Here is a 12,470-nt window from a genome sequence, read left to right as displayed (position 1 = left end):
ATATCCCCCCTTTTTTTACCAAATTGAACAAATAAGCTCTCCGCCCACCCTACTATCTCTAGCTTTTTTCCCAGTAATAACACCTTTAGAAGAAGATACAATTAATATTCCATATCCGTTTTTTATTCTAGGCATATTTTTATATGAAGAATATACCTTTCTTCCAGGAGTCGAGATAGCTTCTATTTTATTTATAGCCGGATTTCTTTTATTATCATAATTTAATATTGCCTTAATAAAAAAAATTCCATTTCTATCAAAAAAATTATAATCTTTAATATACCCTTCTTCTTTAAGAATATTCAAAATTGATTTATTTATTTTAGACATCTTTATTTCTACAGATTCATGCCTAACTCTACTTGCATTTCTTATCTTAGTTAACATATCTCCAACTGAATGTGTAACTGCCATAAATTCTCCTTACCAGCTTGACTTTGAAACACCAGGAATTAATCCAGAAGATGCATATTTCCTAAAGCATATACGGCACATACCAAAATCTCTCATATATCCCTTCGGACGTCCACACAATTTACATCTATTTTTTTGTCTTGTTCTATATTTTGGCCTTTGTAAAGCCTTAATTATCATTGACTTTTTAGCCATAAAATACAAACTCCTTTAACTACTAAATGGCATACCAAATTTGGAAAGCAAAGCTTTCCCTTCTCTATCATTTAAAGCCGTTGTTACTATTGTAACATTCAAGCCAGATATCCTCTCTATTTTATCATAATCTATCTCAGAAAATATTATTTGTTCTGATATTCCAAAAGAATAATTACCATTGCCATCAAAAGAATTACCGTTAACCCCTCTAAAATCTTTAACACGAGGCAAGGCTAAATTTATAAGCTTATACAAAAATTCGTACATAATATTACCCCTGAGTGTAACCTTAGCTCCGATTTGTTGCCCTTGTCTAATCTTAAATCCAGCAATAGCTCTTTTAGCTTTAGTCTTTATAGCCAGCTGTCCTGTAATTTGACTAAGCTCAACAACGGCCGAATCTAAAAGTTTTTTATTTTTAACAGCTTCTCCAACACCCATAGAAACAACTATTTTATCTACTTTAGGAACCTGCATAATAGATTTATACTGAAATTCTTCAACAAGTTCTTTTATAATATTATTCCTATAATATCTCTTCAATTCAGGAACATAACTCATGATCTAAATATTCTCCCCATTTACTTTAAGAAATCTCTTTTTTTCATCGTCTTTAAACTTAATTCCTACCCTAGAAGCTACTCCCCCTACATATAGCATTACATTCGAAATGTCTATAGCTGCCTCTTTATCTATTATTTTGCCTTTTTCTTGGGGTGTTCTTGCTTTAATAACCTTTTTAACCATATTACAGGCTTCAACAATAACCTTAAATTTTTTTCTGTCTATGCTAATAATCTTACCAATCTTTCCCCTGTCCTTACCGCAAAGAATTTTTACATTATCACCTACTCTCAATTTTGTCTTCATATAACCCCCCTTATATTACCTCTGAAGCTAATGAGACAACTTTCATAAAATTAGCATCTCTTAATTCCCTCGCAACAGGACCAAAAACCCTTTTGCCTCTTGGATTTAAATTAGCGTCAAGTATAACACAAGCATTATCATCAAATCTAACATACGTTCCATTCTTACGTCTTATTTCCTTAGAAGTTCTAACAACCACAGCCTTATATACATCTCCTTTCTTAACGGAAGAATTAGGAATGGCCTGCTTTATAGCAATGACGATTATATCTCCAACTCTAGCATATCGCTTTTTGCTTCCACCTATAACTTTTATACATTGTGCTATCTTACCGCCCGTATTGTCAGCGATCGTTAGATACGTCTGCATCTGAACCATATTAATCTCCTTTATGAAATAATAAAAATTACTTTGATTTTTCTAAAATTCCAATAAGCATCCATCTCTTCTCTTTACTAATAGGTCTAGCTTCAATAATTCTTACTTTATCTCCAACTTTAGCTTCTTCCTTCCCATCATGGGCCTTAACTCTTCTACTAACCTTCAAATATTTATGATAGATAGGATGCATCCTTCTCTGAACAATTTCAACAACAATAGTTTTACTCATTCTATCACTAACAACCTTACCAATTAATTCTCTCTTATTTTCTCTTGCCATACAATTAAACCTTCCTAATTCCTATTTCATATTCATGAATGATTGTATTAAGTCTTGCAATATCTCTTCTTACTTCTCTCTTTTTTAAAGTATTCTCAACATGCCCCACAACTGCTCTAAACCTTAAATCCATATATTCTTTCCTTAAAATAAGCTTCTTAGCTCTAATATCATCAAGTGACATATCTTTAAATTTCTTTAACATAAACTCACCTCAAATCTCTTCTTACAACAAATATAGTTTTAACCGGAAGCTTAGAACTAGCAAGCATCATAGCTTCTTCAGCAAGTTCTTTAGTCACTCCGGCCATCTCAAACATAACAGTACCAAGCTTAACAGGAGCATTCCAATGATCAACACCTCCCTTGCCCTTCCCCATTCTGGTCTCAGCCGGCTTCTTAGTATAAGGAATATCTGGAAATATTCTTATCCAAACTTTACCTCCCCTCTTAACCCTACGCGTCATAGCAATACGAGCTGCCTCAATTTGCCTTGAAGTAACAAAATCTGTTTCAAGAGAAATAAGCCCATATTCTCCAAAAGATATCTTATTTCCTTTCTGAGCTTCTCCAGTAATATTTCCCCTCTGCCTCTTTCTATATTTAACCTTTTTAGGACTTAACATTTAACTCTCCTTAAGACCATAGGTACTAGAATCCCTCTTAGAAAAAGATTTATTCTTATACCCAGATCCAACTCCTAATTTCTCCTTAAAAAACTTATCCCCATCTATAGCTTTTCTATTTTTGTTATCTGAAACATTCTTATCATTAACTATTTTACTCTTATCAAAGCTTTCATTTTTTTCTCTTAAAATCTTCCTATTTATCAACTGACCAGCATCTGAATTAACTTTTTTACCTAAAAGCTCACCTTTAAACACCCAAACCTTAATACCAATAACACCATAAGTCGTTTGTGCCTCAGTAAACCCATAGTCTATATTAGCTCTAAGAGTATGTAACGGTATTCTTCCTTCTTTAACTTCAAAAGTTCTAGCAATTTCAGCGCCACCAAGTCTGCCTGAAACTTTAATCTTTATACCCTGAAGACCTTTTGAAATAGAAGATGAAATTGAAGTTTTTAAAAGCTTTCTATAAGAAACTCTATTCTCAATTTGTCTTGCTATTCCATTAGCAATAATTTGGGCATCAAATTCTGGCTTCTTAATCTCTTTTATTTTAATATTAATCTTTTTAGAAATTTTCCTAGCTAATAACTGCCCTATCTTTTCAAGATTAGCGCCCTTAACTCCAATAACAGAACCAGGTCTTGGAGTAGAAATTATCACTGTTACACCCTGAAGGTTATTTCTAATAATCTCTATATTGGAAATATCAAATCTAATCCCCTTAAGAAACTTCATAGTTTCTTGTCTTATTAAGAAATCTTCGTAAAGTATCTCAGGATACAACTTTTTATCAAAATACCATTTCGACTTCCAATCCTTATTAATCTTTATTCTTAGACTGTAAGGATGTACTTTTTGACCCATATTTTATTCTCCATTTTTCATCTTTTCATCAACTTCAACAAAAATATGACAACTTCTATTAATAAGTCTGTCAGCTCTACCTCTAGCTCTAGGCCAAATACTCCTACGTCGACTTCCATCATCTACCATAACTGCCTTCACAATTATCATATCTTCAGAAAGATTCTTATTGTGATACATAGCGTTTGATGCTGCCGACTTAACTACCTTATTCAAAAGCTTAGCACCTTTATTGGGCATAGAATAAAGCATTGCAACTGCTTCAATATAAGACTTACCTCTTATATTATTAGCTATAGGTCTTACTTTCTTTGGAGAAGATGGTAAATTTTTACCCCTTGCTGTATATCTTCTATTCACAAACATATCCTCTATTTCCTTCCCTTCTTATCCGATTTAGCATGTCCTCTAAAAATCCTTGTAGGAGAAAATTCACCAAGCTTATGTCCCACAAGATCTTCAGTAATATAAATAGGAATAAAAGATTTTCCATTGTAAACAGATATAGTAAGACTAACCATTTCAGGTATTATTGTTGAAGCTCTAGAATATGTTTTAATAACCACCCTTTTATCTTTGCCAGAAGCTGCCAAAACTTTCTGATAAAGACTTTTTTCTATAAAAGGTCCTTTTTTAATAGATCTTGCCACTACAATCTCCTACTTATTTCTTCGCTTAACTATAAATTTATCTGAGTATTTTTTTTTCTTTCGAGTTTTATACCCCTTAGTAGGTTGTCCCCAAGGAGAAACAGGATGACGTCCTCCAGAAGTCTTACCTTCACCACCTCCATGCGGATGATCAACAGGGTTCATCGCAACACCTCTTACCTTAGGTCTCTTCCCAAGCCATCTACTCTTACCAGCCTTGCCCACAGTAACATTCATATAATCCTCATTTCCAACCTCTCCAAGAGTTGCCATACATTTCTTAAAAATCATACGCATCTCTCCTGAAGGAAGTTTAACAGTTACATAATCTTCATCAGAAGCAAGTAACATAGCATAACTTCCAGCACTTCTTACAAGTTGTCCTCCTCTTCCAGGATTAAGCTCGATATTATGTATCATCTTGCCAACTGGAATATTTTCAAGAGGAAAAGAATTACCACTTCTTATTGGAGCATTCGGACCACTTTCTAAAATATCTCCAACTTTAATTCCTTTAGGTGCAATAATATATCTCTTATCTCCGTCTCTATAAGCAAGTAAAGCTATATTAGAACTCCTATTAGGATCATACTCAATAGAAACAACTTGAGCAGGCACGCCAAACTTATCTCTTCTACCAAAATCAATCTTCCTATATCTTCTCTTATGGCCACCACCTCTTCTCCTAATGCTAATTCTGCCAGAAGAATCCCTTCCAGCTCTAGATGCCTTCCCCTTAGTCAAAGACTTTAAAGGCTTATTGCCCTTACTTAAATCATTAAAAGACAAAGTTGTCTTATATCGCAAAGAAGATGTTTTTGGCTTATAAGTTTTAATACCCATATTTTTCTTTCTCCAAAATAACTAAAAAATATCTATCTTATCTTCTTTTTTAAGATAAACATATGCTTTTTTCCATGAAGAAGTTTTCCCTTTACCTATAGGATAACCTTTCCTTGACACCACTAACTTATTCTTACTTTTAATATTAATCACATTACATGATATTGGAACAACATTAAAAAGTTCTTTAATAGCAGCACTAACCTCTTTTTTATTTGCCTGTTTTTTAACTCTAAAAGCATAAACATTCATATTCTCTCGCTGAATATTAGTTTTCTCAGTAAGCATAGGTGAGATTATTATATCATAAGCTTCCATAATTCATCCTCAACATTTATCTTATTTAACATAAAACTTATTAAGCCCCTTAATAGCAGATTCAAGGACTATTAAATTCTTAGCATAAAACAAATCAACAACTCTAAGTTTATTAAAAGACAAAACTTTTAAATCTCTAATATTCTTTCCCGCCCTCTTAAGCATCTGATCATCATTCCCCAATATAAATACTGTCTTTCCATTATCTCTTGCAAAATTCTTTATTATTAAAGCAAGTTCCTTTGTCTTTCCTGACTCAATAGTAAAATTTTCAATAACTCTAAAATTATCTTTTACAGATGCATGCAGACTAAGAACAGACCTAAAAGCAAGTCTCTTCACCTTTTTTGGTAATCTATAACTATAATCTCTTGGTTTTGGACCTAAAGCTATTCCTCCACCAACCCAGATTGGATTTCTCTTAGTTCCAACTCTAGCACGCCCCATTCCCTTTTGTTTCCAAGGTTTCTTAGAACTGCCTCTAACCTCAGCTCTAGTTTTAGTTGAAGCTGTTCCAACTCTAAGATTAGCTAATTCGTTTTTAATAGCATTATATATAGATCCATAGCTAATATCTATATTAAAAACCCTATCTTCCAATTCTATAGATCGAAGTTCTTGTCCATCCTGAGAAAAAACTTTCATTTCCATATTAAACACTCACTTTTCTTGCTTTTTTAACAATAACAAAAGAACCCTTAAATCCCGGTACAGCTCCCTTTACTAAAAGAGCTCTTCTTTCCACATCAATCAAAATGACTTCAAGATTTTGAATAGTCTGCTGTTCTCCTCCCATCCTGCCAGCCATTTTAGTGCCCTTAAAAGTTCTAGCAGGTGTAGTAGCCTGCCCAGTGCCACCAAGATGTCTATGAAATTTAGACCCATGAGAAGAAGGACCACCACTGAAATTATGCCTCTTCATAGCTCCCTGAAATCCTTTACCTTTAGTAGTACCAGTAACATCCACATACTTAATTTCTTTAAAAACATCAATCTTAATTTCATCACCAGCATCATAACCCTTGAGATCTCTAAATTCTATAACATACTTCTTAGGTACAATGTTTTCTAAGTTTTTATATTGACCTCTTACAGGTTTTAAAACCTTAAAATTTTTAAGATCAACAGAACCCATTATAAGAGCATCATATCCATCCCTCTTTACTGTCTTTTTCCCTATAACATAATTGGATTCAAATTGTATCACCGTAACAGGCACCACAACCCCATTTTCCTGAAATATTTGAGTCATACCTACTTTTTTTCCAATCAATCCCAACATTAAAACACCTCAAATTAATATACTTAAAATCTTGTCCTCTACTTGATATCCACTTCCACTCCCGCTGGAAGCTCTAATTTCATCAAAGAATCCATCAAAGCAGAAGTAGGATCTAAAATATCAATAAGCCTCTTATGAGTTCTCATTTCAAATTGTTCTCTTGATTTTTTATTAACATGAGGAGAACGCAAAACAGTATATTTTTTTATCTTTGTGGGTAAAGGAATAGGACCTTTTATTTGAGCTTTAGATTTTTGAACAGCTCTAACAATAGACTCAGCACTCTGATCCAATATCTTAACATCAAAACTAAAAAGCCTCACCCTTATTTTATCTTTAGCAATCAATTTACTCTCCTAAACTTTGGGGGGTGGGAAATAAAACTACCCTTGCCCCCAAACACTATTCCAATATTTCAAGAATACGCCCGGAAGCAACAGTTCTACCGCCTTCTCTAACAGCAAACTCAACATTCTTATCCATAGCTATTGAAGAGATAAGTTCAACAACAATATCAACGTTATCTCCAGGCATAACCATTTCCTTATCCTCTAAAGTTACCATACCTGTAACATCTGTTGTTCTAAAAAAGAATTGTGGCCTATATCCTGGGAAAAATGGTTTATGTCTTCCGCCTTCTTCCTTAGTTAAACAATATATAGAAGCCTTAAACTTTTTATGAGGAGTAATTGTTCCAATAGCAGCAATAACCTGTCCTCTTTCAATGTCTTTCTTATCAACACCTCTAAGCAAAAGCCCAACATTATCCCCCGCTTGTCCTTGCTCAAGAATTTTTTGGAACATTTCAACCCCAGTAACAGTTGTTTTCCTAGTGTCTCTAATTCCAACAATTTCCACTTCTTGTCCAACCTTAATAAGGCCTCTCTCAATACGACCAGTAGCAACAGTACCACGTCCAGAAATAGAAAAAACATCCTCAATAGCAAGTAAAAATGGCTTATCAATATCTCTTTCAGGAAGATCAAAATAAGTATCCATAGAATCCAGAAGCTCTTTTATACACTTAGTAGACTCAGGATCATCAGGATTTGACATAGCTCCAAAGGCCGACCCCTTTATTATTGGCGTATCACCAGCAAATCCATATTTTTCAACAAGTTCCAAAACTTCAACTTCAACAAGCTCAACAAGTTCAGGATCTGCTAAATCTAATTTATTCAAAAATACTATTATTTTCTTTATTCCCATTCTCTGTGCAAGAAGTAAATGCTCTTTAGTCTGTGGTTCTGCTCCACTGTCAGCAGCAACCAATAAGACAGCAGCATCCATTTGAGCTGCACCAGTAATCATATTTTTAATATAGTCAGCATGCCCAGGACAATCAACATGGGCATAATGTCGAATTGCAGTCTCATATTCAATATGTCTAGCATTAATTGTTATTCCTCTTGCTTTCTCCTCAGGCGCATTATCAATATCTTCATATTTAAGCGCCTTAGCATCTTTATTTACCTTTGAACAATAAATGCTAATAGCAGCAGTTAGCGTTGTCTTCCCGTGGTCAACATGCCCTATTGTACCAACATTCATATGCGGTTTTGTTCTCTGAAAAACTTCTTTAGCCATGAATCACCTCCTAAATTTATACTCCAAATCTTTACTTAATTATTTAAAAAATTCTTATCTTAAGAATTCCACCTTATTTTTAACAATATAAACAATATACAATAATTACAAGATAAATAGAACTACCATAGCATACATTAAAAAGAATATCTTTTCTTAGAAATTGACCCGACTTTCGTGTTTTTCTAAAAGAATCCTTAACAACTTAGATAGTCTACACATTATTTAATATATAGTCAATAGATTTATTGTTTTATTTTAAACACAAGCCCTACTTAAAGATTATTAGAAAAAAGAAAAACAAAAATAGATAAAAAATGGTTATGTAAAAATTTTTACATTTTACACTGCCACTCTCCCCTCTCCCTTCCTCAAAACTTACCGCAACCCATTCCAATAGCCTAAACTTATTCTAAAAATAAATAATTATTAGAATAAATTCAAAACCTCTAAATCATCTTAAAAAGATTATAATGCATCCTCTAAAATAGATTATAATTCACTAACTTTGAATAATAGAATAATACTACTAAAGACATAAGATCTTTTCCTTAAATTATTTTTTACCACACAAAATTATTTTTTCTAAAATTTTACTCAAAAAAAGTAGTAATATCATTTGTAAATTCATAATAATCTAAAAATTTTGAATAATTTAAATTAAAAGATAATCAAAAACAAAAAAGAAAGAAAAGCAATAATCTGCGCAAAAGCAATTTGCAAAGAATAAATTAAAATGTCTATCATTAAAAGATAATCTTACTAGTATCCTTTTGTTTTTGTCTTAAATCTAAGATTTAATAATCTATAGGTTAAAAACAAACAAGAAAATCCTACTACTAATTTTAAAAAAGAGTAATCTAAAAAATACCGACAATATCTAAATTAAGAGCAAATATTAAAATTAAGATCAAGAATAAAACTAGTAATATTTGTAGCTAAAAATGTCATCATTAAAATGATAGTGCATGTGTGCACCACCTTTGGGATTTAATACATATATGTTATCAAAATTCAAAATATTTAAAATTATAGGTATTGCCATAAATTTTCACATAAAAATAAGGCATAAAAAGTTACTTAAGATTTTTTTAAAAGATATTAAATAATAGAATAAGCTCTACAAATAGAAAAATAAAAATTTTAACAAAAAATACAGTATAAAATTAAGGCATAACAACTATCTAACAATTTTTAAAACTTAAAAAATGTCTATTCATAAATAGATTTAGATATTAACGATATGCTTTTTCACCCCCCCCCCTTAGGGAAAATCATAATAAGAAAACTAGTAGAAGAACCCGTAAGATATAGAGATAAAAAAGAAATTCAAATAACTTTCCTATATAAAACATATATTGCAAGTAAACAAAAAGCTTAAATAATAATAGTTATCAGAACAAAAAAATTAGTAGCCAAAAACAATTCACATAAATTCCCTCTTAATATTAACTTTCCAAGCTTAGTTTTACTTTGGGCCATTTAAATTTTTTTCTGCTTCCAAGAACCACTAAGTAAAATAGCAAGCATAATGAAGAATCCAATATAACTTGGAATCATAGCAAAAATCCAAATATATTCAAAAAGTACACCAAAATATTTAATTATTAACATAATGGGCATTGCTACAAGCCATACTCTAGTAAAAGTAACGATCATCACTATATTAGTTAAACCAGACCCGATTAAAGCACTCTGCAGTGCAAGTTGAAAAGAAAATCCAATACTACCAATGGCAACAAAAAATAAATAATAATTTGCATATTCTAAAACTGTTTGATTACTGGTAAAAAGAGATATTAAAAAATTTCTATTAATAATCAAAATTAATGTAGTCGAAATAGAAATCAAACTTATAACAAAAAATCCCTTATGTAAAGTCTCTATAGCCCTTTTTACCTTATTGATTCCAAGATTTTGTCCAATTATCGATGCTAAAGCAGAACTAAAAGCCATTGCAGGCAAAAACAAAAAAGTATCTATCATATTAGAAATACCATAAGCAGCCAAAAAATCAGTCCCAATTGTTACAATAAATGAGTTAAAAATGATAAAAGAAAAAGATACCATAGCCTGACTTAAAGATGCAGGTATACCACATTTGAGTATCTGAAATAAATAATTAAGATTAGGAATTAAATCTTTAATATAAATTTTTAAACATTTATTAAAACAAAAGGCCATAATAAGATAACTTACAATAGTAATTAATTTTGAGAAAAGAGTAGCCCAAGCAGCACCAGCAATACCTAAATTAAAAGTAAATATTAAAATAGGATCAAGAATGAAATTAATAATATTTGCAATTAAAATCATCATCATTGAAATAACTGTGGATCCTATTGCATTTAATACAAACATAATAGACATACTTAAAAACATAACAGGAATCCCATAGATAGCTACAGAAAAATACTCCCTTGCATGATTTTTAAGATCTCCCGTAGCACCAATATAATCTAAAATAGGATCAATAAAAATGAATGCTAATACTACGACTAACATAGAAAGAAAAAAGCTTAATATCAACAACTGGCCTGAATATCTAGCTGTTTTCTTATAATTACCCTCGCCAAAATTCCTAGCTATTAAAGATATACTGCCTATGCCCATGCCCATGCCTAAAGATACAATAAAAAAATTTATAGGCCAAATAAGAGAAAGCGCGCTTACATATAAAGTACCAAGTTTTCCTACATAAAACATATCTGTAAGTTCATAAAAAATTTGAATAATATTAGTAATAACTAAGGGTAAACCAACAACAAAAATTACTTTATATATATTTCCATTAATAACAAGTTCTCTTATTTTATCTTTCTTTCTTATCAAAAACATTCTCCTTTAATAGAATAAAAATTTTATTTATCGATAATTCTTTTAATTTTTGCTCCTAAAGAGCTAAGTTTATCAACAACTTCTTCATATCCCCTCTCAATCTGATAAACATTTTGAATCTGGCTTTTTCCTTTGGCACAAAGAGCAGCAATAAGCAAGGACATACCTGCCCTAACATCAGGAGAAGATAGAACACTTCCCTTAAGAATTGTTTTTCCTGTAACTACAACTCGATGAGGATCGCAAAGAACAATTTGAGCACCCATTTTTATAAGTTTATCTACAAAAAACATTCTTGATTCAAACATTTTTTCAAAAATAAGAACTGTTCCCTGAACTTGAGTCGCAGTAACTATAACTATACTCATAAGATCTGTAGGGAAAGCAGGCCATGGACCATCATCAATTTTAGGAATATATCCTCCATAATCTAGCTTTACCTTTAAATCTTGATTTTTCTTTACATATATACTATCTTCATCATATTCAAAATCAATCCCAAGTTTTGAATACACATGCCTTATTAAAATAAAATGTTTAGTGTCAGCTCTATTAATTTCAAGCTCTCCTCCTGTTAATGCAGACAAGCTAATTAAGGAACCTACTTGCATAAAGTCAGCCCCTATTCGAAATCTAGTTCCTCTTATTTTTTTAACACCTTTTATTTTAATAACATTAGAACCAACTCCAGAAATATCAGCCCCCATAGTAATTAACATCTTACACAAATCTTGCACATGTGGTTCACAAGCAGCATTCATTATCACGGTTTCACCAAAAGCAAAAACAGCAGCCATAATAATATTCTCAGTGGCAGTAACTGATGCTTCATCTAAAAACATTTCAGTTCCAATTAATTTGTCTGCTTCTAAAATAATCCTCTTGTCATTATCTATTAACTTAGCACCAAGTTTCTTAAGTCCATAAAAATGAGTATCGAGTCTTCTCTTTCCAATAACATCTCCGCCAGGAGGAGCAATATCAATCTTTCCACATCTAGCAAGAAGAGGTCCAACAAACAAAATAGAAGCCCTAATTAAATCTGTTAAAGAAGAATTCATTTCCGTTTTAGTAATATTTAAAACTTTAATTCTAACAATACTTCCGTTTCTTAAGACTTGAGCACCTACATCCTTTAAAATATCTAAAATAACTTCTACATCTTTAATATTTGGAATATTTTCTAAAATAACCTCTTCATCTGTAAGTAATGCAGCTACAATACAAGGTAAAGCTGCATTCTTATTGCCACTAGCTGTTATCCTACCACCTATTTTAAAACCACCCTCTACAATATAGCTATACATTATTT

General features: G+C 31.7%; 19 protein-coding genes. All 19 read right to left on the bottom strand.

The genetic code is table 11. The annotated features are described in order from the left end of the window. Nucleotides 1-15: 15 nt before the first annotated feature. On the bottom strand, nt 16-414 hold the full coding sequence (rpsH, locus tag F0310_RS02420; protein ID WP_182117368.1) for a 30S ribosomal protein S8: 399 nt from the start codon (nt 412-414) through the stop codon (nt 16-18). A gap of 9 nt (nt 415-423) precedes the next feature. Continuing rightward, entirely contained in the window at nt 424-609 is a 186-nt protein-coding gene (locus tag F0310_RS02415; RefSeq protein ID WP_182117367.1) for a type Z 30S ribosomal protein S14, read from the bottom strand. A 15-nt stretch (nt 610-624) separates the two neighbouring features. Further along, nucleotides 625-1,173, bottom strand: a complete 549-nt coding sequence (rplE, locus tag F0310_RS02410; RefSeq protein WP_182117366.1) for a 50S ribosomal protein L5 — start codon at nt 1,171-1,173, stop codon at nt 625-627. Nucleotides 1,174-1,176: 3 nt separating this feature from the next. Continuing rightward, nucleotides 1,177-1,482, bottom strand: coding sequence for a 50S ribosomal protein L24 (gene rplX, locus F0310_RS02405; RefSeq protein ID WP_182117365.1), 306 nt, complete (start codon nt 1,480-1,482; stop codon nt 1,177-1,179). A gap of 10 nt (nt 1,483-1,492) precedes the next feature. Next, nucleotides 1,493-1,861 (bottom strand): 50S ribosomal protein L14, encoded by a 369-nt coding sequence (gene rplN, locus F0310_RS02400; protein WP_182117364.1) that lies wholly within the window; start codon nt 1,859-1,861, stop codon nt 1,493-1,495. A 28-nt stretch (nt 1,862-1,889) separates the two neighbouring features. Next, nucleotides 1,890-2,144, bottom strand: coding sequence for a 30S ribosomal protein S17 (gene rpsQ / locus F0310_RS02395; RefSeq protein WP_182117363.1), 255 nt, complete (start codon nt 2,142-2,144; stop codon nt 1,890-1,892). 4 nt (nt 2,145-2,148) lie between these two features. Further along, a complete protein-coding gene (gene rpmC, locus F0310_RS02390) occupies nt 2,149-2,349 on the bottom strand; it encodes a 50S ribosomal protein L29 (protein ID WP_182117362.1) in 201 nt (66 codons plus the stop codon). A 4-nt stretch (nt 2,350-2,353) separates the two neighbouring features. Beyond that, nucleotides 2,354-2,770 carry a 50S ribosomal protein L16 gene (gene rplP, locus F0310_RS02385; RefSeq protein ID WP_182117361.1) on the bottom strand — a complete coding sequence of 139 codons (417 nt, stop codon included), beginning with the start codon at nt 2,768-2,770 and terminating at the stop codon, nt 2,354-2,356. Further along, nucleotides 2,771-3,640 carry a 30S ribosomal protein S3 gene (gene rpsC, locus F0310_RS02380; RefSeq protein ID WP_182117360.1) on the bottom strand — a complete coding sequence of 290 codons (870 nt, stop codon included), beginning with the start codon at nt 3,638-3,640 and terminating at the stop codon, nt 2,771-2,773. A gap of 3 nt (nt 3,641-3,643) precedes the next feature. Then, nucleotides 3,644-4,006 carry a 50S ribosomal protein L22 gene (rplV, locus tag F0310_RS02375; RefSeq protein WP_182117359.1) on the bottom strand — a complete coding sequence of 121 codons (363 nt, stop codon included), beginning with the start codon at nt 4,004-4,006 and terminating at the stop codon, nt 3,644-3,646. A 5-nt stretch (nt 4,007-4,011) separates the two neighbouring features. Further along, complete coding sequence (gene rpsS / locus F0310_RS02370; protein ID WP_182117358.1) at nt 4,012-4,290, bottom strand: 30S ribosomal protein S19; 279 nt, start codon at nt 4,288-4,290, stop codon at nt 4,012-4,014. A gap of 9 nt (nt 4,291-4,299) precedes the next feature. Then, on the bottom strand, nt 4,300-5,133 hold the full coding sequence (rplB, locus tag F0310_RS02365) for a 50S ribosomal protein L2 (protein WP_182117357.1): 834 nt from the start codon (nt 5,131-5,133) through the stop codon (nt 4,300-4,302). A 21-nt stretch (nt 5,134-5,154) separates the two neighbouring features. Further along, the gene (gene rplW / locus F0310_RS02360; protein WP_182117356.1) at nt 5,155-5,451 is read right to left on the bottom strand and encodes a 50S ribosomal protein L23; all 297 of its coding nucleotides are present in this window, start codon (nt 5,449-5,451) and stop codon (nt 5,155-5,157) included. Nucleotides 5,452-5,472: 21 nt separating this feature from the next. After that, nucleotides 5,473-6,102: a 50S ribosomal protein L4 gene (gene rplD, locus F0310_RS02355; RefSeq protein WP_182117355.1), complete on the bottom strand. Its 630-nt coding sequence runs from the start codon at nt 6,100-6,102 to the stop codon at nt 5,473-5,475. Between the two features lies 1 nt (nt 6,103). After that, on the bottom strand, nt 6,104-6,733 hold the full coding sequence (gene rplC / locus F0310_RS02350) for a 50S ribosomal protein L3 (protein ID WP_182117354.1): 630 nt from the start codon (nt 6,731-6,733) through the stop codon (nt 6,104-6,106). Between the two features lie 38 nt (nt 6,734-6,771). Continuing rightward, complete coding sequence (gene rpsJ / locus F0310_RS02345) at nt 6,772-7,080, bottom strand: 30S ribosomal protein S10 (RefSeq protein ID WP_120104268.1); 309 nt, start codon at nt 7,078-7,080, stop codon at nt 6,772-6,774. A gap of 55 nt (nt 7,081-7,135) precedes the next feature. After that, nucleotides 7,136-8,320 carry an elongation factor Tu gene (gene tuf, locus F0310_RS02340; RefSeq protein WP_182117353.1) on the bottom strand — a complete coding sequence of 395 codons (1,185 nt, stop codon included), beginning with the start codon at nt 8,318-8,320 and terminating at the stop codon, nt 7,136-7,138. 1,482 nt (nt 8,321-9,802) lie between these two features. Further along, on the bottom strand, nt 9,803-11,152 hold the full coding sequence (locus tag F0310_RS02335; protein ID WP_232535940.1) for an MATE family efflux transporter: 1,350 nt from the start codon (nt 11,150-11,152) through the stop codon (nt 9,803-9,805). Nucleotides 11,153-11,181: 29 nt separating this feature from the next. Beyond that, on the bottom strand, nt 11,182-12,465 hold the full coding sequence (gene murA, locus F0310_RS02330; RefSeq protein WP_182117351.1) for a UDP-N-acetylglucosamine 1-carboxyvinyltransferase: 1,284 nt from the start codon (nt 12,463-12,465) through the stop codon (nt 11,182-11,184). Between the last annotated feature and the right edge of the window lie 5 nt (nt 12,466-12,470).

This window comes from Borrelia sp. A-FGy1 (assembly GCF_014084025.1).
Classification (GTDB): Bacteria; Spirochaetota; Spirochaetia; order Borreliales; family Borreliaceae; genus Borrelia.
This window is presented reverse-complemented; position numbering and strand designations above follow the sequence as displayed.

What these genes read in the sequence shown, in the direction of transcription:
- rpsH (WP_182117368.1), bottom strand. Translation starts at nt 414, where the DNA reads ATGGCAGTTACACATTCAGTTGGAGATATGTTAACTAAGATAAGAAAT.
- F0310_RS02415 (WP_182117367.1), bottom strand. Translation starts at nt 609, where the DNA reads ATGGCTAAAAAGTCAATGATAATTAAGGCTTTACAAAGGCCAAAATAT.
- rplE (WP_182117366.1), bottom strand. Translation starts at nt 1,173, where the DNA reads ATGAGTTATGTTCCTGAATTGAAGAGATATTATAGGAATAATATTATA.
- rplX (WP_182117365.1), bottom strand. Translation starts at nt 1,482, where the DNA reads ATGAAGACAAAATTGAGAGTAGGTGATAATGTAAAAATTCTTTGCGGT.
- rplN (WP_182117364.1), bottom strand. Translation starts at nt 1,861, where the DNA reads ATGGTTCAGATGCAGACGTATCTAACGATCGCTGACAATACGGGCGGT.
- rpsQ (WP_182117363.1), bottom strand. Translation starts at nt 2,144, where the DNA reads ATGGCAAGAGAAAATAAGAGAGAATTAATTGGTAAGGTTGTTAGTGAT.
- rpmC (WP_182117362.1), bottom strand. Translation starts at nt 2,349, where the DNA reads ATGTTAAAGAAATTTAAAGATATGTCACTTGATGATATTAGAGCTAAG.
- rplP (WP_182117361.1), bottom strand. Translation starts at nt 2,770, where the DNA reads ATGTTAAGTCCTAAAAAGGTTAAATATAGAAAGAGGCAGAGGGGAAAT.
- rpsC (WP_182117360.1), bottom strand. Translation starts at nt 3,640, where the DNA reads ATGGGTCAAAAAGTACATCCTTACAGTCTAAGAATAAAGATTAATAAG.
- rplV (WP_182117359.1), bottom strand. Translation starts at nt 4,006, where the DNA reads ATGTTTGTGAATAGAAGATATACAGCAAGGGGTAAAAATTTACCATCT.
- rplB (WP_182117357.1), bottom strand. Translation starts at nt 5,133, where the DNA reads ATGGGTATTAAAACTTATAAGCCAAAAACATCTTCTTTGCGATATAAG.
- rplW (WP_182117356.1), bottom strand. Translation starts at nt 5,451, where the DNA reads ATGGAAGCTTATGATATAATAATCTCACCTATGCTTACTGAGAAAACT.
- rplD (WP_182117355.1), bottom strand. Translation starts at nt 6,102, where the DNA reads ATGGAAATGAAAGTTTTTTCTCAGGATGGACAAGAACTTCGATCTATA.
- rplC (WP_182117354.1), bottom strand. Translation starts at nt 6,733, where the DNA reads ATGTTGGGATTGATTGGAAAAAAAGTAGGTATGACTCAAATATTTCAG.
- tuf (WP_182117353.1), bottom strand. Translation starts at nt 8,320, where the DNA reads ATGGCTAAAGAAGTTTTTCAGAGAACAAAACCGCATATGAATGTTGGT.
- murA (WP_182117351.1), bottom strand. Translation starts at nt 12,465, where the DNA reads ATGTATAGCTATATTGTAGAGGGTGGTTTTAAAATAGGTGGTAGGATA.